The 24860-nt window shown below is 73.9% G+C and carries 14 protein-coding genes and 1 pseudogene; 2 read left to right on the top strand and 13 right to left on the bottom strand.

Going from position 1 to position 24860, the window contains the following annotated elements; all coding sequences use genetic code 11:
• Positions 1–55 precede the first annotated feature (55 nt).
• A complete protein-coding gene (locus Sdagh_RS18505; RefSeq protein ID WP_226535409.1) occupies positions 56–820 on the top strand; it encodes an alpha/beta hydrolase in 765 nt (254 codons plus the stop codon).
• A 177-nt stretch (positions 821–997) separates the two neighbouring features.
• Entirely contained in the window at positions 998–2173 is a 1176-nt protein-coding gene (locus Sdagh_RS18500; protein ID WP_226535408.1) for a sugar ABC transporter substrate-binding protein, read from the top strand.
• Positions 2174–2231: 58 nt separating this feature from the next.
• Here Sdagh_RS18500 and Sdagh_RS18495 read toward each other — a convergent pair whose 3' ends face one another.
• The 13 genes and pseudogenes from Sdagh_RS18495 to Sdagh_RS18435 all read right to left on the bottom strand — a co-directional run bounded on the left by Sdagh_RS18495 (position 2232) and on the right by Sdagh_RS18435 (position 24659).
• On the bottom strand, positions 2232–3002 hold the full coding sequence (locus Sdagh_RS18495) for a polysaccharide lyase family 7 protein (RefSeq protein WP_190078727.1): 771 nt from the start codon (positions 3000–3002) through the stop codon (positions 2232–2234).
• Positions 3003–4061: 1059 nt separating this feature from the next.
• Positions 4062–4442 (bottom strand): annotated as a pseudogene (locus Sdagh_RS37010) (cysteine/serine endopeptidase inhibitor); the annotation flags it as partial.
• 138 nt (positions 4443–4580) lie between these two features.
• Entirely contained in the window at positions 4581–5084 is a 504-nt protein-coding gene (locus tag Sdagh_RS18485) for an SseB family protein (RefSeq protein ID WP_190078724.1), read from the bottom strand.
• Positions 5085–5147: 63 nt separating this feature from the next.
• A complete protein-coding gene (locus tag Sdagh_RS18480) occupies positions 5148–8834 on the bottom strand; it encodes a WXG100 family type VII secretion target (RefSeq protein ID WP_226535406.1) in 3687 nt (1228 codons plus the stop codon).
• Between the two features lie 109 nt (positions 8835–8943).
• Positions 8944–9624, bottom strand: coding sequence for a hypothetical protein (locus tag Sdagh_RS18475; RefSeq protein WP_189422222.1), 681 nt, complete (start codon positions 9622–9624; stop codon positions 8944–8946).
• Between the two features lie 2 nt (positions 9625–9626).
• Complete coding sequence (locus Sdagh_RS18470) at positions 9627–9917, bottom strand: hypothetical protein (protein WP_189422223.1); 291 nt, start codon at positions 9915–9917, stop codon at positions 9627–9629.
• Positions 9918–9927: 10 nt separating this feature from the next.
• Entirely contained in the window at positions 9928–10266 is a 339-nt protein-coding gene (locus tag Sdagh_RS18465) for a WXG100 family type VII secretion target (protein ID WP_264201193.1), read from the bottom strand.
• A 151-nt stretch (positions 10267–10417) separates the two neighbouring features.
• A complete protein-coding gene (locus tag Sdagh_RS18460) occupies positions 10418–13747 on the bottom strand; it encodes a right-handed parallel beta-helix repeat-containing protein (protein ID WP_190078228.1) in 3330 nt (1109 codons plus the stop codon).
• A 46-nt stretch (positions 13748–13793) separates the two neighbouring features.
• The gene (locus tag Sdagh_RS18455; protein WP_190078229.1) at positions 13794–16757 is read right to left on the bottom strand and encodes a collagen-like domain-containing protein; all 2964 of its coding nucleotides are present in this window, start codon (positions 16755–16757) and stop codon (positions 13794–13796) included.
• A 1-nt stretch (position 16758) separates the two neighbouring features.
• Positions 16759–18129, bottom strand: coding sequence for a type VII secretion protein EccB (gene eccB, locus Sdagh_RS18450; protein WP_190078230.1), 1371 nt, complete (start codon positions 18127–18129; stop codon positions 16759–16761).
• A 9-nt stretch (positions 18130–18138) separates the two neighbouring features.
• Positions 18139–19539, bottom strand: coding sequence for a type VII secretion integral membrane protein EccD (eccD, locus tag Sdagh_RS18445; protein WP_190078231.1), 1401 nt, complete (start codon positions 19537–19539; stop codon positions 18139–18141).
• Between the two features lie 56 nt (positions 19540–19595).
• Entirely contained in the window at positions 19596–23531 is a 3936-nt protein-coding gene (gene eccCa / locus Sdagh_RS18440; protein WP_308288751.1) for a type VII secretion protein EccCa, read from the bottom strand.
• Between the two features lie 165 nt (positions 23532–23696).
• Entirely contained in the window at positions 23697–24659 is a 963-nt protein-coding gene (locus Sdagh_RS18435) for a hypothetical protein (protein ID WP_190078233.1), read from the bottom strand.
• Between the last annotated feature and the right edge of the window lie 201 nt (positions 24660–24860).

Genomic DNA, 24860 nt, shown 5'->3' with positions numbered 1-24860 from the left:
TGGCGGGCGCGCGCAGGGGGTTGACTGAGGCCCTCCGTACGCAGAGGTCATCGACATGCACTTGACACGCCTCGTGCCAGCGGCCGTCGTGCTCGTCCACGGGGCGTTCTCCGACACCTCGTCGTGGGCGGAGGTCGCGCTCCTGCTGCGCAGGGCGGGTGCCGTGGTCCACACCCCGACGAACCCGCTGCGGGGCCTCGTCGCGGACACCCGTCATCTGATGGACGTCGTGCACCGCATCGACGCGCCGGTGGTCCTGGTGGGCCATGGATACGGCGGAGCGGTGATCACCCAGGTGCCGGCCGGCACCGATCATGTCGTCGCCTTGTGCTACGTCGCGGGGTTCGGCCTCGACGCCGGCGAGTGCCTGCTCGACATCACCGACCGCTTCGCACCCATGCGCCGGGTGCACGCGGCCCTCACCGTCAAGGCCGTCGGTTCGGCGCACACCGGTGTCCGGCAGGAACTGATACTGGACACGCACCGGTTCGGCCACGCCTACGCCGATGATCTGCCCCCGCGCGCGAGTACGGAACGGGCGCGCGCGCAGCGCTCCCTCGCGCCACGCGCGCTGACCGACCGCTCGGGGCCGCCCGCGTGGGCCCGCACGTCCTCCTGGTACGCCGTCGCGGCCGCCGACCAGATGCTCAACCCCAGTGCCCAGCGCTTCATGGCCCAGCGCATGGCGGCCCATGAGCACCTGCTGGACGCCTCGCACGCGGCTCTCCTGTCCCAGCCCGCCGCGGTGGCGGCGATGATCATGGAGGCCGCCTTACGGGGGCCCGGAGCAGTCACTACCAGCACGTCCCGACCACGCTGAGCGTCCCCGTCCCCGATTCCCGTCCCCGATTACGATGACCGGGTATCTGTTCGAGCGCTCCGGGGTGACACGCGTCACCGCCGCGGCGTGCGAACGCAGTACCGGAAAGGGCACGACATGGGGCCAGGGTGCGGTAACGGGGTGCGGCGGGGCGCCGCCCTCCTGACAGTGACGGCCGTGCTCACGGCCGGGTCCGGCTGTGCCGGTGACAACGCCGCCTCGGGCGCGGTCACGACCATCACGGCACTGGACTACTACACCGACAAGAGCGAGCACACCCAGTGGGGGCGGCTGCTGAGCGCCTGCGGCCGGTCGGCCGGCGTGCGGGTGGAGCACCGGAGCGTGCCGGGGCCGTCCTTGGTGCCGACGGTCCTGCGGCAGGCGTCCGCACGCGAGCTGCCGGACGTGCTGATGCTGGACAACGCCGACGTGCAGCAGGTGGCCGAGACCGGCGCGCTGACCCCGCTGAGCGACTTCGGCGTCGACACCGGCGGTTACTCCCCGGGCATCGCCTCGGCGGGGACGTACCGGGGGAAGGTCTACGGGGTGACGCCCGCCGTCAACGCGGCCGTCCTCTTCTACAACAAGGACATGCTGGACGAGGCCGGTGTCGCCGTACCCCGCACCTGGGACGAGCTGAAGGCGGCGGCGCAGCGGCTCACCCGGCCCGGCCGGTACGGCATGGCCGTGTCCGCCGGGAACACCGCCGAGAGCAGTTGGCAGTTCCTGCCGTTCCTGTGGTCCAACGGCGGCGAGGAGACCGACCTGGGCGACCCGCGGGCGGCTCAGGCCCTCGGTCTCTGGACCGACCTCGTCAGGAGCGGAGCCATGTCCCGGTCGGTGCTGAACTGGGACCAGGCCGATGTGCACGACCAGTTCGCGGCCGGCCGGACCGCCATGATGATCAACGGTCCCTGGCGCATCTCCGCGCTGGAGAAGGCCGGGGACATCCGGTGGGGCACCGCCCCGATACCCGTGCGGGAACGGGGGCAGAGCGTCGTCACGGCGCTCGGCGGAGAGCTGTGGACGGTGCCGACGACCGCCTCCCCCGCCCGGCAGGCGAAGGCGGCCGAGGTGATCGACTGCCTGACCGGCCGGGACACCATGCTCACCGTGGCCGGGCAGTACTCCACGGTGCCCGCCCGGACGGCGGTGGCCGAGGAGTACGTGGAGCACAAGCCGTCGATGGCCGTCTTCGCGGACGCCGTCGAGCACGCCCGTGCCCGTACGGCGCGGGTGGGTACCGCCTGGCCGAAGGTGGCGGACCGCATCCACCGGGCGATCCAGCTGGCGCTGACCGGCGAGAAGACGCCGGCCGAGGCGCTGGCGGAGGCGCGGCGGCGGGAGCCGTGACCTTGCGGCAGGGGCCCGGCGTCCCGAGGACGCCGGGCCCCTGCCGGATCAGGTGCGATCAGCTGTGCGAGACGTCCAGCGAGTAGAACGCCACCTTGGCCCCCTGGGTGCTGCTGTCCGACGCCGACTGGTTGTAGGCCCCGGCCTTGAAGTACTGCTTGTACGACTTGAAGGAGTCGGCGATCGGGTAGTGCGTGGTGTTCCCGTTGACGGTGAGGTCGATGGTGTCGCCGCCGGAGACACCGATGGTGTAGCTCCACTTCTCGCCGACCGGGACGTGTCCCACGTCGTGCAGGGTCTGGCCGCCCTCGGGCGAGTTCTCGGTGCCCAGGACGATGTCGCCGCTGGCACGGTAGTACAGCTCCAGCAGGGGTTTCGTGGAGCCGCCGCCCTCGCCCAGGTGGATCTGGCCGACGCACACGTTGGAGGTCACCGACACCACGCGCAGGGTGGCACTCATCCGGTGGGTGCCCTCAAGGGACCAGTTGGCGCTGCCGCCGCCCGGTTCCACCTCCCGCAGCTCCGACCGGGGGTACTTGGAGTTGGGGGTCGTCACGCCCTTCTCCGGTGACCAGAAGGTCAGGGCGCCGTCGGTGTCGGTGTAGAAGTAGTCGTCCTCGTAGCCGCCCTGGAGCTGGGAGGGGCCGATGGTGGTCGGGGAACCGGAGGAGCCGACGGGTTCCTGGAGCTGCCAGATGGACAGGTCGATGCCGCTGCGGCCGCCGCCGGCCGCGGCCTTCGGGGCCGCGCTGCCGGTGGCCGTACGGTCCGGGTCCCCGGTCGCCGTGCTCCCGGAGGGGGACGGGCTCGCGCTGTTGCCGGTCGCCAGTCCCGTGACCGCCTCGGTGGTGAGCCGGTTTCCGGGACTCGTGGTGGTGACGGTGTTGAAGGTCTTGAGGAACTGGTAGTCGCTCTGCTCGGTGCCGCTGCACGACTCCGAGAGCTGGCCCGCGCGGTCACAGGCCCTGTCCCGGCCGACGGCCCAGTAGGAGAGCTGCTGGATGCCCTTCTCGATGGCGAAGGCCGCGAGGCGTTCGGCGTCCTCGGTGGTGAAGGTCTCACCCGGGGTGTCGTTGACGCCGATCATCGGGGTGTTGCCCTGCATCGCCCACAGTTCCTCGGACGACTTGCCCGGCCAGATCTGGCCGAGCTGGTCGTGCAGGCCGGTGGCCGCGTCGATCGCGGCCTGTCCCATGTCGTCCACGGCCGACCCGTAGTCCATGGTCATGATGTTGACCAGCGTCACCCGCAGACCGGTGCTCTCGGCGTCCTTGAGCATCGCCACACCGCCGGCTTCCAGGCCCTTGGTGCCGGACGGAAGCGTGTACTGCACGTCCAGCGGGTGTCCCGCTGCCTCGGACTCCTTCTGGAGCGCCGCGAGCGCCTGGTTGCGGCGGTGGTTGGCCTCGGTGTCGGCCAGTGCGGCGCCCTCGATGTCGAAGTCGAGGCGGGTGAGGCCGAGTGCGTCGACGACCGTCCGGTACTGCTCCTGGAGGGCCTCGGCCGAATCGCAGGCCAGGGCGAGTTCGGTGCCGGAGGCACCGCCGAAGGAGGCGATCACGTCACCGCCCGCGGCACGCAGGCTCTGCACCGCCGCCAGCCAACTCTCGTCCGTCACCGGCTGGTTGCCGTTGAAGGTGGCCTTGCAGCCACCGCCGTCCAGGACGAAGGCGAGGGTGGCGTGGCGCAGGCCGGCCTGCCGGGCCCGGTCCAGGTCCGACGCGGAACCCCAGGTCTCCACGTACGGGGCGGCGTACCGCGACGGCCAGCCGGCGGCACTGGACGCCGGGGCGGCCCCGGTGGTGCCGGAGGACGCGGAGGCGTCGGGCAGGGCGATGGCCTCGCCGCCGTCGGTGACGAACTTCCACGTGACGCCCTTGACCAACCCCTTCTCCAGGGGCGCCAGTTGCTCGAACGCGGACTGGCTCAGGTCGAGGTGGCCCGAGTCGCAGGACGGACACATGTCCTTGACCGGCACGGTGATGGTCTTGCCCTCGTAGCTGACCTGGACGTCGACGCCGTCGCAGAGCCGGTCCTCGTTGGGGTTGGCCGATGTCCACCACTCGTGGGACACCGCGACGAGGTCCTGGGAGGACGCGTCGATCTGGCTGCCGCAGGCGCCGTACCCGCTGTCGTTGTAGTACGTCATCTGGCCGGAGATCGTCTGGGTACTGATCGGATCGTCGGCCAGTGCGAGTGACACCGTACCCACGGTGACGGACAGCACGGCGACGGCGCCGCCCGCGATGATCCGGTTCCGGATGGACACGCATTCTCCTAGTCGGTCCCATGGTGGTGGATCGGCTTCGGCTCGGAACCCGCGGGGCGGCCTCCGGCCCCGTCCGGTGTCCCGTCGGCGGGAGGGACGGATGCCGCGCAGGGCCGATCATGGGAGACGCGGACGGTGTCAGGTGGCGTTCGCCGGGGCGTCTGCCCGGTCAGCCACCGACTCCGCCTCTTCGGCCAGCGGGTGCGGGGGACGACGCCCCGGGCTGCCCGTACCGTCCCGGGGCACCGCGGGGGTGCCGTTGCCCACGGGCCCTTCCTCGGTGGGTGGCGGTGCCACCGTCGCCAGGACGGCCAGCAGGGGCTCCACGTGCACGGTCATGGGCGCCGGGCCGGCCGGGTTGAGGTGGAGGGCATGGCCTGCGGGGAGCCGGTCCACGAGGTCCGAGCAGGGCATGACCTCGTGCGCCAGGGTTCCCATCGCGTCCAGGTGGGGCCGGGCGGTGAAGACGGGGACCACGGCGGTGCCTTCGGCGGTGGCGGCGGTGACCGGGCTCCCGTCGGTCCGTGCCAGGACGGCGAGGTGGGCGCCGGCCAGGGCCCGCAGGACCGTGTCGGCGGAGCCGTATCCGGTGCTCCGTGCCGTGGAAGAAGGGGTGCGGTGCGGCCCTGCGCAAGGCCGCACCGCGGTCCGCCCTGGTCACCCCCACAGCGAACCGGGCGGACGTCTGGTGCCGGACCTCCCCGGCTAGCCGATGGAGTCCGGGATGGCGGGGCTGCGGGGGCCGCCCCAGGTGGAGGCGTCCTGGCGCAACAGGTCGACGGCGCTGCTCTCCTCCGTCTCCTCCTCGTCGTCGTCTCCCTCCGTACGGTCCTTGCCCGCCGGGGCCGGGTCCTCCGGCGGTGGATCGCCTCCGTCGCCGGAGCGCGCCGGTCCGGCGGCGGCGTGGGCGAGGGCGGGCGCGGACGGGGTGGGCCGTTGCGCGGGACGCCAGGTGGTGAGCTCGGGTCGGTCGTCGACGGCGGCCGTGGGCGGGGCGACGGCGTGTTCGGCCCGCCGTGCGGCGTCCCCTTCCTCGGCGTCCCACAGGGCGGGGGCGGCGACGGTGTAGCGGGAGGTCTCGCGGTCCCCGCCGGCTCCGGCCGCGGCAGCCCGGCCGGCCAGGCCGAACAGCAGCGGGGTGGCGCCCGCGGCGGCCACTCCCCAGGCGGAGACGTCGTCGCCGTCGTCGTCCGACGCGATGACCGGCACCCGGTCGTCGGGCGGGGCCGCGGGGGCGACGGCCGCCACGGGCGCCGCCCCGTCGGGAGCACTGGCGCTGGTGGCGCCCGGGGCGGCGTCCGCCCAGGCCGGCTCGGGGTGAGGGGTGCTCCCGGACTCGGCCGTCGCCGGTCGGGCGGTCTCGCCCTGCCGGCCGCGGCCGGTCCCGGACGCCGGGGGTGCGACGGCCGGTGGGGCCGCCCAGAGGGCGGTACCGGGCACGCCCGCGGCGGTGCCGGGTGCGCCGGGTGCGCCGGGTACGGATGCCTGCTGTTCCGCGCCGGTCACGTCAGTCGTCGGTGCCGTCTCGTCGGACCGGCCGTTCTCCGGGTCGACGGGCGGTGCGGCGGGAGTGGCAGCCGCGCCGGAGGACCCGTGCAGGACAGCGCCCCCGGCCGCGGCACCGGCCGCGAGTGCGCCGGTGGCCACCTCGGACGGGTCGGGGACCCACGAGGAGGTGCCGGCGTCCAGCAGACCGGCACTGTCCGGTCGTTCGCCGCTCTCACCCCGTGTGGTTCCGGCGCCGCCGGCCGCCGGTCCCATGCCGGGCATCATGGGCATCATCGGCATCCCCGCGCCGGCGGCGGTCGCCGTGGTGCCGTCCGGGACGGTGCCGGTGTCGGCGCCGGGGCCCGACAGGCCCGCACCACCGGCGGACGCACCAGCCGTAGGCGCCCCCTCCGACACACCACCGACACCCTCACCCGTCCACGGAACAGCCCCCTCACCACCCAACAACCCGGCAGCATCAGGACGCTCCGCACCCGCACCGGCCCCACCCGCACCCGCCGCACCCGAACCCGGCATCATCGGCATCATCGGCATCCCCGCACCGGCCACGGTCGCCGCAGTGCCCTCCGGAACGGCACCGACGCCGGCGCCGAGACCCGACAGGCCCGCACCACCGGCGGACGCGCCAGCCGTAGGCGCCCCCTCCGACACACCACCGACACCCTCACCCGTCCACGGAACGACACCCTCACCGCCCAACAGGCCCGCCGCGTCCGGACGCTCCGCACCCGCACCCGCCGCACCCGAACCCGGCGCCATCGGCATCATCGGCATCCCCGCCGACGACAACGCCGACCCCGGCACCGCACCCACCTCCGCACCCGCACCCGCACCCGTCAGACCCGCACCACCACTCGCCGCACCGGCCACCGGCACGTCATCCAACGAAGCCGCACCCGAACCCGTCCACGGAACAACCCCCTCACCACCCAACAACCCCGCAGCATCAGGACGCTCCACACCCGCACCAGCCCCACCCGCACCCGCCGCACCCGAACCCGGCGCCATCGGCATCATCGGCATCCCCGCCGACGACAACGCCGACCCCGGCACCGCACCCACCTCCGCACCCGCACCCGTCAGACCCGCACCACCACTCGCCGCACCGGCCACCGGCACGTCATCCAACGAAGCCGCACCCGAACCCGTCCACGGAACAACCCCCTCACCACCCAACAACCCGGCAGCATCAGGACGCTCCACACCCGCACCAGCCCCACCCGCACCCGCACCCGCACCCGCCGCACCCGAACCCGGCATCATCGGCATCATCGGCATGCCGGAACCGGTGGCGCCTTCGCCCACACCTGGGGTGGAGACGAGGCTGGAGGCGGGGAGCGCGCTGGGGGTGATGCCCGTACTGGTGTCGGGGAGTCCCGTCGTCGCCGTGTCGGGGAGTCCCGTCGTCGCCGTGTCGGGGAGGCCGGTCGCCGTGCTGCCGGGCAGATCGGGCACCGAGGACCCGCCGGTCCAGGTGTCCGGCAGTTCGCTGAGGCCCTGTCCGGAGCCGGTCGTGCCGGCGCCTCCCGTACCGCCGCCGGAGGTGGGCGGGACACTGCCGAGCGCACCCACGGGAAGGGCGGTGGGTGTGGGCGTGCCCGTCGTACCGGCCGAGGGATTGAGCACGTCGTCGAGCGTGGGGTCGAGGGTGCCGGTGTACGCGGGGACGGTGCCGGTCCCGCCGGTGGTGCTCAGCTCGGGCGAGGCGACGCCGCCGGTGTACGGCGACGCCGTGCCACCGCCGGTCTCGGGGACCGTCAGCTCCGGCGTGTTCAGGCCACTGCCGCCGCCGGTGGTACCCGGCTCGGGCGAGGCCACGCCGCCGGTGTACGGGGCCGCCACTCCGCCCGTACCGGTGCCGCCACCGGTGCCCAGCTCGGGCGAGGCCACGCCGCCGGTGTACGGCGACGCCGTGCCACCGCCGGTCTCGGGGACCGACAGCTCCGGCGTGTTCAGGCCACTGCCACCGCCGGTACCGCCGACGGTACCCAGCTCGGGTGACGCCGTCCCGCCGCCGAAGGGCGAGGCCGTCCCACCGGTGCCGCCGGCACCGCCCCCGGTGTCCAATGTCGACACATCCGGAGGGGTGATACCGCCGCCCGTTCCGCCACCGCCGCCGGTGCCGGTGTTGGTGTTCAGATCCGGCCCGCCGGTGCCGCCGCTGCCGCCACCCGTGCCGCCGTTGCCGTTGGCGCTGCCGGGGTCCCGGACGGGCGAGACGACGGGCTTGGGCTGGACCTGGCCGAGCGACTGGCTGACCTGGGCGTAGTTGGAGGCGAGCTTCTTGAGTTCGGCCCGCATGTCGTTCGTCATCATCTCGACGATGTCGGGCCGCTGACTGACCGGGATGAGCCCGTTGGCCATGGGCTTGACCCCGACCTTCATCGCCTGCCCGGCGTACCAGGTGTCGATGGCATGGATGTTCGACTGTGCGACGGTCAGCGCGTTGGCGCTCCAGACGAGGTTCTGGGCGACCGAACTGCCCGTGGTACCACCCGCGAGTGCCTCGGCGGTGGAAGCGACCTGTTTGGAGAAGGTCGCCATGGTGTCCGCGAACGCGTCGGCCGCGGCCCCCTGCCAGGGCGCCCCATTTCCTCCGGCCAGTGCTTTGGCCTGGGCGTCCAGGCTCTGGGCGACCATCGTGAGGACCTGCTGCACGTACTGGAAGTCGTTGGCCGCGGTCATCAGGGTCTGCGGAGCGGCCACGCCGGACGCCCGGTTCTCACCACCGGCTCCCGGAGTCAGATTGGAGCCGCCGGTGATGGCGGCCATGATCTGCTTCCAGTCCCAACTGTCGTAGTCCGCGGTGGAACCCTGGACGGTCGGGTCGCCGTAGATTCCGCTGTCGTCCTGCCGGAATCCACCCTGGTTGTAGTCGGGCATGGTCCTGCGTTCTCCTGAGTCCCCGGGAGGCTCGCACGGCTACCGGCGGCACCGGGTCGTCCGGTACCGCCGGCGGCAGTGCGACGCGCGGCGAAGAGCCTTTGTCGAACTATTCGTTGCTGCCACCGTTGGTGGAACCGTTGGTGGAACCGTTGGTCGAGCCGTTGGTGGAGCCATTGGTCGAGCCACTGGTGGTGTTGTGGGTCGAGCTAGTGGTCCCACCCGTGGTCGACACGGACGCTCCGCTGTCGTCCGCCAGTTTCTGGAAGTCGGCCGTCGCGTCGCTGAGCAGTTCCTGGAGGTCGCTCGACTTCATCTTGTTGAGCTCCTCCGTGGAGGTGTACTTCTTGCTCATCAACTGAGCACCGCGGCTGATGTCCGCGAGCCCTTCGGCGAGATCCGCGAGCGTCTTGTAGTACCGCTCCTGGAGACCGTTGCCGCCGTTGGGTCCCGAGGTCTGGGACCGCAGCTGATAGGCGTCGTAGAACGCTCCCGGCTGTACGACCGTGGCCGTGCCCGCCCGCATGCGGTCACGGGCCGCCACCACCGTGGGCACCAGCTTCTCGATGTTCTGGGCGAACAGGTCGAGCGAAGCCGTGTCCACGACCTCCTTGCCCGAGCCGCCGCCCCCGCCCTTGGGCACCGGTGGCGGGTCCGGAACTCCCCCGGTGACCGGGTCGGACACGACCGCTGGACGGTGCACGCTCGTCGGGTCCCACGCCTGCGGTGTCGCGGAGGGGTCCCCGGTGCTGGAACCTGAGGGGTCCACGGTCAGCGGAGCCTCGGCCATGGCTACTTGCTCCAGAGCTGAGTACCGTACTGGACAGCGTGCTGGTACTCGTCACGGCACTTGTCCGCCGTCTGCTGTACCAGGGCCGCCTGCTGCTCCATCGACGACGCGGCGGTGGTCCACTGGAGCTCGCTGGCGTGGAAGGCGTCCCGCGCCTCACTGGTCCACTCCTGCAGCGCTGAGCTGTTGCCCGAGCTGTACTGCGCGTTCAGCGTGTTGATCTCTTTCTGGAGCACCGAGAGCTGGTCCAGAACCTCGTTGAAGGCGGCCCAGTTGACCGTGTACGTAGGCATGATCTTCTCCTCAGAATCCCGTGAGCCCGACCGGCTCGGCCACGATCGCGCCGCTCTGCATCGTCGCCTGGGTCGTCGCATCGTGCGTGGCGGTCAGCACCTTGGTGTGCGTGCCCATGCGCTCGTGCATCTGGTCGAGAACGTTGGCGACGACCCTGTAGTTCGCCATCCAGGCGTCGAGCGCCTTGCCGAAGGCGGCACCCGCGTCTCCGGTCCAGCCGGCCTTGGCCTGCTCCGCCAGGGACTCCATCGTCTTGTAGGACGTCCGGACGTGCTCGGCGGTCTGGAGGTGGACGTTGCCGGATGTCGCCATCCCCTCAAGGGTTACTGACTCGACTCCTGAAGCCATACCATTCTCCTTCACTGGATGTCGGGGCGATGAAGGCTTCGCTCCGTGCTCGTCATCCTTCCCGTCCCACGCCACGGCCGACAGTGGGACGGGCCCGTACTGCCCTCTGTGACACGGCCCTTGCCCGCCCGGCGTCGGTCACGCCCACGGGTCACGCCACCGCCGCGACATCGGCCCGGTCCGCGTCCGCTTCGCTCAGGGTCGCCGGCAGGTCCTCGACGGCGATGGTGCGGGTGAGGGCCGCGTCGGCGAGCCGGTCCGCGGTCCAGTGGGCGTCGAACGCCCCCCTGCCGGGCGGGACCGCGGCGAAGTGTTCCGTGAGGGCCGCCACCGTGCCCTCCGCCGGTTCGTAGCCCGAGGCGGCGAGCCGCCGGACGGTGAGCCGGGCCAGCTCCTCGGGGGTATAGGACGCGAAGTCCAGCCGCTGCGCGAAGAGTTCGGCCAGCCGGACCCCGGCGGGGTCGGCCAGCAGACCGGAGAGAAGCTGGGGATCGGTGGAGAGGACGAGGGCGACATCCGGGTGCCGGGGAGTCTCCTCGGTGAGCGCGGTGATGACGGCGGTGCGCTCCTCGTCGGGACGTTGCAGGAAGTACGGGTCGGCCTCGGTCAGCAGCAGGCCGCCCGCCGCCTCGCCGAAGAGATACGCGGTGTAGGCCTCCGCCTGTCCGGACCAGCGGGCCGGCACTGCTGACAGCGCCACACGGTGGACCGTCCCGGTGGGCAGGACGCCCAGCTCGGCCAGGGCCTTCGCGTACAGCACCGCGACGGCGTCCCGGCCGCTGCCCTCGGTTCCCGCGAGCACCAGATTGGCCGATCCGGCCGGCCACGTGCCGGTGCGGTGGGCGTCCGCCAGCGCGGTGAGGCACAGTTCCAGTGCCTGTCGTACGTCGTCCAGGCCGATCAGGGCGGCGATGCGCCGCAGCGCGCGGCTCGCCGGGCCGGTGCCCGGCGCGGTTCCGTCCGGGGTGGCCGCCCCGGCGGTCTCCCCCGCCCCGGTGTCCGGGACCGTCTCCACGTCCGCCGCGGTCAGGCGGCTCAGCTCGGAGTTGTGCTCCGGTGCGGACGTCGCCAGGCGCGAGGCCTGCTTGCTGATCATCGTCTCGAAGAGCTGGCGGGCGACACGGCCGTTGCCGAAGGTGGGGCCCTTGGGGATGTGCTCGAAGTAGCGGCCCACCGCCTCCAGGGCGTCGTCGGTCAGCTCGTAGTAGTGCTTGCCGCACAGGCCGCGCACGATCGTGACCAGCTCGTCCACCGTGTAGTTGGGGAACTCCACCGTCCGGGAGAACCGGGAGGCCATGCCCGGGTTGGAGGCGAGGAACTGGTCCATCTGCGCGCTGTACCCGGCGACGATGACCACGATCTCGTCGCGGTGGTCCTCCATCAGCTTCATCAGCGTCTCGACGGCTTCCTGACCGAAGTCCGGACCGGTGCCCTTGGACTGGTTGGTCAGGGTGTACGCCTCGTCGATGAAGAGCACACCGCCGAGTGCCCGGTTGAACACCTCGGTGGTCTTGATGGCGGTGCCGCCGATGATCTGCGCGACCAGGTCGGCGCGGGACACCTCGACGATGTGTCCCTGGCTGAGGATGCCGAGTTCGGCGAGGACGGCGCCGTAGAGCCGGGCCACGGTGGTCTTGCCGGTGCCCGGCGGGCCGGCGAACACCAGGTGGCGGCTCATCGGGGGCATGGGCAGGCCCATCTCCTCGCGCAGCCGGGTCATCTTGTTGAGGTTGATGAGGCCGGTGACCTCCTGTTTGACGCTCTCCAGTCCGACCAGCGCGTCCATCTCGGCGAGCGGTCCGGTGCCGGTGTGCCGGGCGGCGGGTGGTCCCGGCGGCGCGGACGCGTCCGGCGCGGCGGGGGCCGGCGCGGGGTGTCCGGGACCGGGCGCCCGGTCGCGGGCGGCACCGGGACCGGGGTCGTCGGAGGGGTCCGCGCCGGTGACGTCGATGACCGTGAGCCGTGCCTCGGACCGCATCCGGTGCAGGGCCTGGCCGCCGTTGTCGCGGATCTCGCAGCTCTGGACGCGGACCGGTTCCTCGGTGTTGACGCGGATGCCGTCGCCCGCGTTGTCGAACACCACGCAGTGGTCGAGTTCCGCTCGGGAGGTGGCCTGGAGGTGCACACCGTGGCCGCGGGCGCCGTGCACCCGGCAGCCGACCGCGGTGAGCCGGCCGCCGCCGGCCACCCGCAGGCCGTCGGCGTCGGAGCCGCCGGCCTCGGTGTCCTTCAGGTCGAGCCGGGCGTCGGCGCCGACGAGGACCCCGGAGTCGGTGAGGACGCAGGACTCGGCGAGAGCGGTGGCGCCGGTCAGCGCGAGGGCGGGGCCGCCGGTGGCGCGCAGCCGGAGTTCGTGCAGGCGGCCCGTGGCGCCCTCGGTGAGTTCGACGGCCGCTCCCTGCCGGTCGGTCGTCACCTCCGACTCCCGGACGACGAGTTCCGTGCCGCCGGTGGCGAGGACACCGGCGGTGCCCGCGGTGACGGTCAGCCGCTCGGCCTCGACGGTGGAGCCGTCGCCGGCCAGCAGGCCGCGGTCGGTGTCGCGTACGGTCAGGCCGCGCAGCACGGGGCGGCTGCCGCCGTCGACCAGGACGCCGACGGGGGTGGCGGTGACCGTGCAGTTCTCCAGGAGCGGTGCGGACGCCTCGGTGATCCGCAGGCCGTCGCGGGCCGCGCCGGACAGGGCGCAGCCCCGCAGCGCGGGCCGGGCGCCGCCGGCGACGAGCACGGACTCGCCGCCCGAGCCGGTGAAGGAGCAGTCGGTGAGGGTGGTGTCGGCGGCGCTGGTCAGGTAGGCGTCGAGACCGGCGCTGCCGGAGACGGTGACCCGGAGCAGGTCGAGGCGGCCGTGCTGCTCGGCGACCACGGCCGGCTGGCCGCTGCCGGTGATCGCGGTGTCCTCGACCGTGCCGTACGCCTGTCCGTTGACGCAGACGCCGTTGCCTCCGGCGTCGTCCAGGCGGGAGGCGCGGACCGTGAGGCGCCCGCGTTCGGTGACGACGATCGCGGAGGAGCGGGTCCGCTCCACGGTGGTGCCCTCGACCACGTTGGGTCCGCCGGACGTCACCACGATGCCGGCGCCGCCCGGACCGGACACCCGGCAGGAACGGGCGATGAGGATGCCCTGGTGCCAGGCGAGTACGGCGGCCCAGGCGTCGCCGGAGACCGCGCACTCCTCCAGCGCGGCCTCACCGCGGCGGACCTCCACGACCGGGGTCTGCTCGCCCCCGCCGGTCAGGGTGAGACCGGAGAGCCGGGCCGCCTCGGCGTCGATCACGACGGCGCTCTCCCCGGCGCCGTCGATCACCACACCGGCGGCACCGGCGGCCAGGGTGACGACCCGGCTGACGACCAGTGACTCCTGGTAGGTGCCCGGGGAGATGGTGATGAGCGCGCCGTCGGTGGCGGCCGCGAGGGCCGCGCCGATGGTCCGGTGGGGCGCGGAGCCGTCCTGGGAGACCAGCAAGACCTGCCGGCTCATGATGTCGTCCTCGATTCGCGGAGGGGGCCGGGATGGACAGGGGGGATCAGGCGCCGGGGGTGGTGAGCAGGCCCGGCGGGGCGCCGAACCGGTCCGTCACGGCCTCGGGCAGTTCCGGCGCGGACTGTGCCTCGGCGTCCTGCCAGATCCGGTGGGCCTGGTCGAGGCCGGACAGGGCGATCTCGTCCAGGGGGGTGGTCCGTACGTCGACCTTGCCGTCGGGGCCGATCTCCGAGGCGGACAGTTCACGCAGCAGCACGGTGCGGCGGTCGCCGTCGCGGGCCGCCAGGACCTTGAAGCTGGTGCCGGGCAGGAACAGGACCCGGTCGGCCGGTTCCGGGTCCAGGAGGGCGGTACGCCGGGCGGTCATCGACCAGATCAGGAAGTCGGCGTCGCCCGGGAGTGCGGCGGTGACGGAGGTCAGCGCCCAGCAGAACGCCCACTCGGTGACCAGGCGGCGGCTGCCGTACCAGGCCCATCCGGCGTCGTCCAGGCGGGCCCGCAGCAGGGTGGCGCCCCGGTAGGAGGGCAGTCGGCGCAGTCCGGCGGTGACACAGCGGGCGAGCGGCACGTGCGGGCCGACGGTGGCGCCGCGGACCGCCTGGTCCAGGGGGGCTCCGGCGCCGTCACCGCGGAGGTACAGCCGGGCCGCGACCAGGTCGGTCACGACGTCCTCGGTGGAGGTCTCCCCGGTGCCGCGCAGGCCGGGTGCCTGGGACAGGACACGGGCGACCGTGCCGGCGGCGTCGTTGTACTGCTGCCGGAAGGCACCGCGCAGCCAGGCGCGCTCACGGGCGAGGCCCTTGGCGGGCGGCAGTGCGCAGGCCGCCGGGCTCGGCACCGGCTGAGGACACGCCAGGGCCGCGGGCCCGGTACCGGACGTGGCGGGCCGGGGCGTCGGCTCCCGCGCGGGCGTCGGCTCCCGCGCGGGCGCCGGTTCCGCCGGGGGCGGCGCGGTCGCCGCGGACTGGGCGTGGGCGGCGCCGGGGCGTGGGGCGGGTGCGGGTGCGCCTCCGCCGGGGGCGGGCGCGGACACCAGGCGGAGCGCGGGCACGGGCGGCGCGGGACGAGCGAGGGGCTCGCTCCGGTCCGGGCGGGGGGCCGGAGGGGGGTGCGGGGTGCCGCCGGGTGTGGCGGGGCCGTCGGGCAGCGCGGGGGGCGGGGCGGCCGTGGGAGGTTCGGCGGGTTCGGGACCGAAGGCGGCCGGCGGCAACGGCGGTTGCGGAGGACGCACCTGGGCGGGGGGTTCCGCGGGGGCCCGGGACGGCTGTCCGGCCTCGCCCGGCGCGGAGGCCGCGGAGGGAGTCGGGGCCGGCGGGGCGGGGGCCCCGGAGGCAACCCGGACCGGCCCCGGCTCGGAGTGTCCGGAGGCAACTCCGGCGGGCCCCGGCTCGGAGTGCCCGGAGGCAACCCCGGCCGGCCCCGGCTCGGAGTCCCCGGAGGCAACCCCGGCGGGCCCCGGCTCGGAGTGCCCGGAGGCAACCCCGGCCGGCCCCGGCTCGGTCGTTCCCCCCGCCGTGCCGGCCGTTGCCGTGGCATGAGCGGCACGCGCCTGCGCGGCGGCCGGCGGGACGGGTGCGGCCGGTGCCGGGACGGCCGGGGGGACCGGTGCCGTGGCGGGGCCGGTGACCTCGGTCGCGAGGGCGGCGAGGAACCCCGGGCGGACCGGTGCCGGTGTCCCGGCTCGCGGCGCGGGCACGGACCGCTCCGCCTCGGGCACGGCCGTCCGGGCCGGCCTCTCGGCCCCGGCGTCACGGGCCAGATGGGACGCGGGCACCAGGCGGGTGAGGCCGCGGGTGACCGGGTCGAGACGGCTGAGCAGGTTCTCGGCGAGTTCTCTCATCCGCCCGGCGGCCCGCGCGGCCGTCCCGTGGACGATGCGCGGATGCCGGGGGTCCGCGGCGGCCGAGCGGATCACCGCGGCCTCGGCCGGCTCCTCCGCGGGCCGCATCCACAGCCCGCTCGGCACGACCTCCAGGACGGCGTCCCGCGCGTACCGGTAGACGCCGGGGGCGATCTCCGGGACGTCCGCCAGGACCGGTCGGTGGCTGAGCACGGTGGGCGCGGTCGGCCGGCCACCCGTCATCCGGACCGGCAGATAGCACAGTTCCTTCGCGTACGTGGCCCAGCCCAGCATGCCCTCGTCGTCCACGGTGTGCGTGCGCGGGGGTTCCCACAGGGCGCGGCCGACCGGCAGCCCGTTGTAGACCACCACCGGGGAGTCCAGCCGGTCGGCGAGCACCTGGCCGTCCGCGTCGTTCCCGGGGACGGCGAGCGGCCCGTACCGCACGAAGCGCACCTGGGAGCGGGCGCCGGGCAGGACGGAGCCCCAGAACCGGGAGATGTCGTCCAGCGGCAGCTCCGGGGTGCCCGGGCAGCCGAGGACGACGGTGAGCAGGTCACGCTGGCAGGCCAGGCGGGCCTCCAGCTTGCCGCGGTGGTCGCCGAGCACGGTCTCCCCCGCGCGCGGGTGCAGCCAGACACCGCTCGGCAGCGGGTCCGCGACCGCCCGGTCGCTGGTGTCCCAGGGGCGGTCGGCGACGGAGAACTCCCAGATGGGCGCGGGGAAGCGGCGGGAGACCGGTACGGCGGGCCGGCCCGGCTTCAGCCGTACCCACCCGGAGCCGCCGTCACCGGGGATGTAGAGGACGCCTCCGGCCGCGGGGACCACGTCGCCGTCGCCGACCAGCACGGTGCGGTCGAGGTGGTCCGCGAGCCACTGCCCCAGCGGCAGCAGCCCGCCCCTGGGCCGGCGGCCGGCGACCAGCCGGAGGCCGCCGTCGCGTCGGCCCAGCAGCCGGGCGAGGGCGGGCCACGACGCCTCGGGCAGCTCGGTGGGCAGGTCGAGGACGACGAGCCGGTGGTCGGGGTCCTCGGGCAGTCCGCCGGCGAAGGCGAGGGCCTGCGGGTCCACGCGGCCCCGGGCGTGGACGAGCAGGACGTGGCCCACCCGGCGGCCGTCCAGGTGCAGTCTCTCCCCGGCCCGGCGTGGTCCGAGTCCGAGTGCCATCTCAGCCGTCCTTCGAGGCGGAGGGTGAGGGGGAAGGGCCGGGTACGACGGGTACCGGGACGAGGGCGCCCTGCCGGGACAGGGTGGGGCCGGTGGGCAACTGGCCGAGGACGGCGGGCGGGACGGGGCGGACCTGGCCGGCGCTGTAGCCCAGCGCCGTGAGGGCGTCCCTGTCGGCCAGCGGGTACTTCACACCGAGTTCGGTGACCAGATAGGTGGTGGCGGGCGCGCCCGCGGCCGGCAGCGGCAGGGGCGTCAGCAGCAGCCCGGTGCCCACCGGCACCGGGTCCCCGGCCGGCGGTTCCTCCCAGGCGAGCATGGTACGCACCTCGCTGCCCTTGGTGCGCTGCCGCAGACAGACCGTCTCCTCACCCGGGCGGGCGACCGGGCCGGAGAGGAAGTCGGGCAGCCGGTGCAGCAGGGTGCGGTCCTCTGAGCCGGGGGCGGCGGCGACGTCGGCGCGGGTCACCTGCCGGCCGGCGCCCTGTCCGGAGCCGGCGGCCAGGAGCTGGTACTCGGTCTGGCTGACCGGGGCGAGACCGTCGTCGCGCAGCACGTAGTACTGGGCCGGTCCGGTCCCGTCGGCGGCGGTGGTGAAGACCTCCCCGACCTCGGCGGGCCGTCCGCCGATGCGGGCGCCGGGCTTGTCACGGCCGGGTACGGAGGCGGCGGCGACGGTCGGTCCGGCGGGCAGGGCGTCCAGCCAGGCCGCGGGGGCGACGAGCGGGTCCTGTCCGTCCAGTTCGAGGGCGACCAGCGCGGAGCGGCCGGCGATCCGGTAGCGGCGGCCGTCCCAGAGCAGGTAGGGCGTGCCGTCGCCGTCGGTGACCAGGATGCGGCGCCGGCCCGCCGCACGGCCCTCCTCGGGGGCGAAGTCCACGGTCTCCCCCGTGCCGCGTCCCGGCGTCAGGCAGCGCGACCACTCCCCGGTGAGCAGCGCCGCGGCCGGGGGCACGGAGTCCGGTGCGCCGGTGATGCCGACCTCGACGCCGCGCGGGGTGTCCTTCAGGGAATTGCGGGAGACGGTGTACACCTTCGTGCCGGCCGGGGAGCCGGCGGCACCGAGCAGCGCGGAGGAGTAGTTGGCGACCGGGTGGAGCACTCCGTCGAGATGGAGGAAGCGGGTGCCGGTCTCCTTCTCGACGACGATGGCGTTCGGCTTGGCCCAGGAGGTGTTGCCACCGGGCCTGATGAGGCCGTACACGGCGAATCCGGCGCAGGCGAGGACGGCGAGGACGGCCCCGATGACGACGCCGACGACGCTGCGCCGGGCCGGTGGCTCGCCCGTGGCCGGTTCGCCGGTCACCAGGGCGGCGGCCAGCCGCCCGGTGGCGAACTGATACGCGTGGACGTGGTCACGACGGCTCTGCACGGTGTCCCCTCAGCCGGCCAGCGAACGGAAGTACCAGTAGACGTGCAGGTGCTGGAGGAGCAGGGGCACCAGGGCGATGGCGGTGACCATTTCCAGGATGTCGGCGGTGTGCCCCCAGATGGGCAGCAGCCGGATCGTCGGCAGGCGCAGGGCGCCGAGCAGGAGCAGTGCCGCGGCGGCCAGCAGGACGACCGTCAGGCTCACATGGCCGACGGGCCCTCCGGGGACGAACAGCCACACCAGGGCCAGGATCAGGCCGAGGGTGCCGGCCAGGGCGAGCGCCACCCGTTGGCCGGTCTCGGTGACGCCGCGCGAGCGCAGGGTCACCGCGGCGGCCAGGGTGAGGGCGAGGAGCCACTCGAACCAGCCGCTGTCCCGGGTCAGCAGCACCATGGCCGTCGCGTACACCGCGGAGGCGCCCACGGTGAACAGGGAGAGGTAGGTGTCGGCGTCGGCGACCCGCCGGTCCAGTTCCCGTTGGGTACGGGGTTCGGTGTCCTGCTGCAACTCATCTGCGTTGCGGGGCAGTTGGGGGACGCGCAGGCCGGCCAGGCGCAGTACCAGGCGGGGGGCGACGGCACTGAGCACGAACAGGGTGACCGCCACGACGGTGGTGGCGGTGGTGGCGTCCCAGTCGAAGCCGAGGGCGAGGCCGGCGCCGCTCTCGGTGGCGAGGGCGACGACGAGGAGCGCGCCGAAGACCCGCGCGGACACCTTGCCGGCGATGAGCAGCACGAGGGCCGCCGCGACCGCGCAGGCACCGCCGGTCAGCAGCTCCTGCCTGTCCGGCAGGGGCAGGGCCGCCGTCCCGTGGCGGGCGGTCAGTCCGGCCAGGGCCGCGAAGCACCAGCCGGCCACTCCGGTGACCAGGGCGGAGCCGCGATCGGCCGCCGGTGCGCGGCCGACGACGAGGGACGCGGCGATCAGCGCCACGGCGACCGCACCGCACTCGGCGGCGACGTGCAGTCCGGCCGGTGAGGTGAGGACGACCGCCGCCAGCGCCAGCAGGGTCAGACAGCTCAGACCGGTGAAGAGCCGCCTGGTCAGCTCGGGGCGCCAGCGGTCGGGGCGGGCGTTGATGACGGCGGCCACGCCGTCGGCCAGGTCGTCGAAGATCATGGGCGCGAGGGCCTCGTCGGCCCGGCGCAGGTGGAGTACCTCCCCGTCGCGCAGGCCGAGGGCCTCGACGGTGGCGTCGGGGTCCAGTGGTTCCTCGCCCAGTCTTTGCAGGACGTGTCCCACGCCGCCCGGGTCGTCCTGGTCGCCGAGCCGGTCGGCCAGCACCGGCAGCAGGGCGCCGACCGTGACGCCGCCGGGGACCGCCAAGTCGACGCTGCGCTCCGGCCCCGCGACAGTGAGGCGGCACACCACCGGCGAGTCGGAGTGGGACACGATGCTGGAGGAGGTCATGGCGTTCCTGTGGGGGACGGTCGGCGCGGTGCGCCCACCGGGGGACGGGGAGCGGGTCACTCGGGTTCCACCAGGCCGGTCTGGATGAGGCGGATCCCCCGGCGGGTGACGAGCTGGGCGCGGCCCGGGACCAGGGTGCGGGGCTTGACCTCGCCGATGAACTTGCCCTCCTCCTTGGGGTAGGAGAAGACCAGGGCGGGGTTGCCCAGCTCCCAGAGCCGGCGCAGGGCCGGGTCCATCATGGCCCGCATCGCTCCGGAGGTGGAGCGGGCCACCACCAGGTGCATGCCGATGTTGGCGCCCTGGGCGAGCAGGGGGACGAGCGGAGCGATCGGGCTGTCCACCGAGGTGCTGGCGAACATGTCGTAGTCGTCGATGAGCATGAACAGGCGCGGTCCCTGCCACCAGTCGCGCCGGGCGAGCTGCTCGGGGGTGACGTCGCTGCCGGGCAGGCGCTTGCTCATGGACACCACGGTGTTGCCGGCGAGCTCCCTGAGTCCCTGGTTGTCGACGGCGTAGCCGACCCGGTACTCCTCGGGGACGACGTCGAGCAGGTTCCGGTCCGGGTCGCCGAGCAGGATGCGCGCCTCCTCGGGACGGAACCGCGCGGTGATGGCACGGGCCATCAGACGCAGCAGGTTGGTCTTGCCGGTCTCGCCGTCCCCGAAGGCCAGCAGATGGGCGGTGGCCGAGAAGTCGTGCCACACCGGTTGCAGCCGTTGCTCGTCCCAGCCCACGGCGACCCGCAGGTCGCCCTCGGCGGCGGGCAGCCGGGAGACCGGCAGCCGGCTGGGCAGCAGCCGTACGCCGGGGGCGGTGCGGCCGGTCCAGAAGGTGCCGATCTCGGCGGCGGCGACCTTGGTGGCGGCGGTGAGGTCGTCGGTGGCGGAGGAGCTGTCCAGGCGGGGCAGCGCGGACAGGAAGTGGTGTCCGGAGCTGGTCAGGCCGCGGCCGGGCTGCTGGGGCACGCCCGCGGCCTGCCGGGCGCCGATGTCGGACTCCATGGAGTCACCGAGCCGCAGTTCCAGCTTGGTGCTGAGCAGGTCGCGCAGCCGGGGCCGGATCTCCGACCAGCGCACGGCGGAGACCACGAGGTGGATACCGAAGGAGAGGCCCCGGGCGGCCAGGGCCGTGACGCGGTCGTCCAGTTCGTCGTAGTCCTGGCGCAGCGTGCCCCAGCCGTCGACGACCAGGAAGACGTCGCCGTACGGGTCGTCCACGGCCCCGGTGCGGCGCTGCTGCCGGTAGCCGGCCATGGACTCCACACCGCGCTCGGTGAAGACCTGCTCACGCCGTTCGAGGAGCTGGGACAGCTCCTCGACGGTGCGCAGGACCTTGTCGCGTTCCAGCCGGGTGGCGACCGAGCCGGCGTGGGGCAGCCCGGCGATCGACACCAGGCCGCCGCCGCCGAGGTCCAGGCAGTAGAACTGGACCTCCTCGGGGGTGTGGGTGAGGGCCAGCGACATCATCAGGGTGCGCAGCAGGGCCGACTTGCCGGTCTGCGGGGCGCCCACCACGCCGACGTGTCCGCCGGCCCCGGACAGGTCGGCCACCAGCAGTTCGCGGGCCTGCTCATGGGGTTTGTCGACCATGCCGAGCGGTGCCCGCAGGGTGCCGAGGAGGGCGGACTCCGCGGCGGTCATGCCCCGTGCCGGGTCCGGCACGATGCCGGGCAGCAGCTGGTCCAGGCTGGGCGGGTCGGCGAGCGGCGGCAGCCACACCTGGCGGGCCGACGGCCCGGCGTCCGTGAGCCGTTCGATGAGGACGTCCAGCAGGGTCTCGTCGCTCTCGGCGGCCGGGCTCGCGGGCGAGGCCGGGGGCGCGGGGCGTTCCTCGGCCTGTTCCGGCTGCGCGGGCGGCTGCTCGGCGGCGGGGCGCTGGTCCAGGCCGAAGGGCACGATCTCATGGCCGGTGGAGAGGTCCGGACGGTCGGCGTCCTCACCCGAGGGACTCTCGGGGCAGGGGCCGGAGACGTAGGCGGCCTTGAAGCGCACCAGGTTGGTGGTGTCCACCCGGAGGAAGCCGTTGCCGGGCACGGAGGGCAGTTCGTAGGCGCCGGCGACACCGATGACGCTGCGGGACTCCATGGAGGAGAAGGTGCGCAGCGCGATGCGGTACGACAGATGACCCTCGACGCGGTGGATGCGGCCCTCGTCCAGGCGCTGGGAGGCCAGCAGCAGGTGGACGCCGAGGCTGCGTCCCACCCGGCCGATGGTGACGAAGAGATCGGTGAACTCCGGTTTGCTGGCGAGGAGTTCGGAGAACTCGTCGACGATGACGAGGAGGGAGGGCAGCGGGGCGAGGGGGGCTCCGGCGAGCCGGGCCTTCTCGTACTCGTACAGGGAGGCGTGGCCGCTGGCGCGCAGGAGTTCCTGACGGCGGATGAGTTCGCCGTCGATGGAGTCCTGCATGCGGTCGACCAGGGGGAGTTCGTCGGCGAGGTTGGTGATGACCGCGGAGGTGTGCGGCAGCTTCTCCATGTTGAGGAAGGTGGCGCCGCCCTTGAAGTCGACCAGGACGAAGTTGAGCACCTCGGAGGAGTGGGTGGCGGCCAGGCCGATGACGAGGGTGCGCAGCAGTTCGCTCTTGCCGGAGCCGGTGGCGCCGATGAGCAGGCCGTGCGGGCCCATGCCGGTCTGCGCGGACTCCTTGAGGTCGAGTTCGACCACCTCACCGTCCTCAGTGACACCGATGGGCACCCGCAGCCGGGTGCTCTGGTCCAGCCGACGGCGCCACTGGGCGGCCACGTCGAAGGCGCGCGGGTCGCGGATGCCGAGCAGGGTGGTCAGTTCGAAGTCCGACTCGAAGGGGTTGTCGGTGAGGTCGATGGTGCCGCTGGTGCGCAGCGGTGCCAGCAGCCGGGCCAGGCCGTCGGCCTGCCCCCGGCTGAGGAAGTCCGCCGCGGCGTCGGCCGTGGCGTCGGCGACGGGGAAGGAGACCCGGCCGTCCTCGGTGGTCAGCCGGAGCACACCGGTGCCGCCGTGCATGGCGCCGGTGACGTCCAGCAGGACGACGTTGCGCAGACCGGCGCCGAGCAGCCGGGAGCCCGTGGGCAGCGCGGTGCGGTGGGCGACGACGACCACGAAGGGTTCGGCGGCGCTGGGGGTGGCGTGCGGGTCGTGGTCGGGCCGGTCGAAGACGTCCGGGCCGAGCAGGTCGGTGAGTTCGGCGTGCTCGGTGGCGAGGAGACGCAGCGGTCCGGCCTCGTCGTACTCCTTGGGGTGGGCGTTGTGCGGCAGCCATTTCACCCACTCCCACTCCGCGCGGCCCGTCTCGTCGGTGAGGACGGCGACACGCAGCTCGTCGGGCGAGTGCAGGGTGACGAGCTGGCCGAGGACGGCCCGCACCAGGCCGAGGGCGTCCTCGATGTCTCCGGCCAGCTCCACACTGGTGAAGCTGCGCAGGCCCACCGGGATGGGCATGTCGGGCACGGTCTGGAAGGCCGCGGTGAAACGGCGCAGCGAGATCGCGGCGAGCGGGTCGAGGTCCTCGACGGGCTTGGTCTCCGGGGCGACGAGTTCCAGGGCGGCGCGCCGGGTGCCGAGTCCGATCCGGACCTTGGCGAAGTCGTCGTGCGCGGCCCGCCGTTCCCATACCCGCGTGGAGCCCACCACCGACCACAGCCGGTCCGGCGGCGGGTTGTCCCACAGCGACGCGGCGACCTGGGCCTCGGCGGTCTGCCGGGCCTGGGTGCGCAGTTGGGCGAGGTAGCGCAGGTAGTCACGGCGCTCGGAGCGCATGCGGCGTTTGCGTTCCAGTCCGGCGCGGCCGATCTGCCCCATGCTCATGGAGATCATGCCGATGCCCATCATCCCGGACATCATGTACGTGGAGGTCGAACCGCCGGCGGTGAACATGAGGGCCATCGCGCCGAAGCCGATGCCCATCGGCAGGACGACCATCACGGAGCCGAGGTCGGCGGAGGCGGGTTCCCCGAGGATGGGCGGCTCGGCCAGCTCGATCCGGGTCTCGGGGACTTCGGGCCCTGACACACGCGGTGGACGTTTCACGACCACGGTGTTCATAAGTGCATCTCCAGCCGGCGACAAGCCTCAAGGTGAGGCGAATCTAGGAAGGCGGGCCGCCGGCGGGCCAGGACGGACCGGCGGACGTGCCTGCTCGGACACGACCACTGCCCGATGTCACGGTGCGGCTTCTCACCCGCCCGTGCGGGTGGTCCACAGGACGGCGCCCGCGTGACGGACGGTGGCGTGCCCGTCGGCCTCCAGGACGAGGACGGCACCGTCGTGCCCGTCGGTCCGTGAGGACCAGGCGGTGCGCATGCCGGCGGTGTAGACGACGAGGTTGCCGTCCGCCTGGAAGACCGTCTTGGCCCCCTCCCCGGCGGTGCCGGACTCCCAGCGTGTGTCTCCTCGCGCGGTGCGCAGGACGAGATTGCCGTCACTCTGGAAGTCCAGGACGGTCTGGCCGCCGGTCCATGCCTGGCCGGGGTCCAGCACGCTGGTGCCGCGTACCACGGCGGCCGTCGCGCGCCGCGCGGGAGTGGTCGGGCCGGCCGTGCTCTCCGGGGTGGCGGCCGGGGTGGGAGCGGTCCGCGGTGCCGCGAGGCGCACGGGGACGGTCCCGCCGCCCGGTGCGGGCGTGGGTCGGGAGTCGTCGGTGGGCGTGGCGCGCGGGGTCGCGGTGGCGCCGGGACTCCTCCCGGGCCCGGGTGCCGCCTCCGGGCCGGCGGGCGCGGAGGGGCGGTCCAGTGTGAAGTCCCGGTCCGGGCCGTCCGCCTCGGAGCGGTGCGGCGTGCGGGACTCGTCGAGCAGCAGGACGGGGAGGACCAGGACCAGGAGGCTGAGCCCGACGGCACCGGCCAGCAGGTGCTTGGTGAGGCGGCCGCCGAGGGACGAGCGGGTGTCCGGCTCGATGCGGTCGTCGTCCGGGGTGCCGGTGGCGAGGAGGGCGATTCCGGCCGGTGGCGGTGTCCGCGTCGCGCCGGTGTCGCTGCCGGTGTCGCTGTCGCTGTCGGCACCGGTGTCCCGTTCGCCCGCGTCGCCCAGCGGCCGCTGCTGCCACGGCAGCGACCGCCGCCACACCGGATCGCCGGCCGGGCCGTCCTCCGGGGAGGCCGGCCCCGGGACACGGCCGGTGCCCGGTTGCTGCTGTGCCACGTGAGCGCCTCTCTCGGTGGTGAGGGCGCACGGGTGGGTGACCGTGTGCGGTGCCGGAGCGCCCGGGCGTGATCGTAGGAGGGGGCGCGGACGGGAGCGGGGCACGCCCGCGTTCCGTGCCCGGACGGACGGACACGTTTCCCTTTCCGGCGAGCGAGCGCGGTGACGGGCGGCCGGGCGGGCGGCCCGGCTTCCGCTCCG

This window comes from Streptomyces daghestanicus (assembly GCF_020521275.1).
GTDB lineage: Bacteria > Actinomycetota > Actinomycetes > Streptomycetales > Streptomycetaceae > Streptomyces > Streptomyces griseoviridis.
This window is presented reverse-complemented; position numbering and strand designations above follow the sequence as displayed.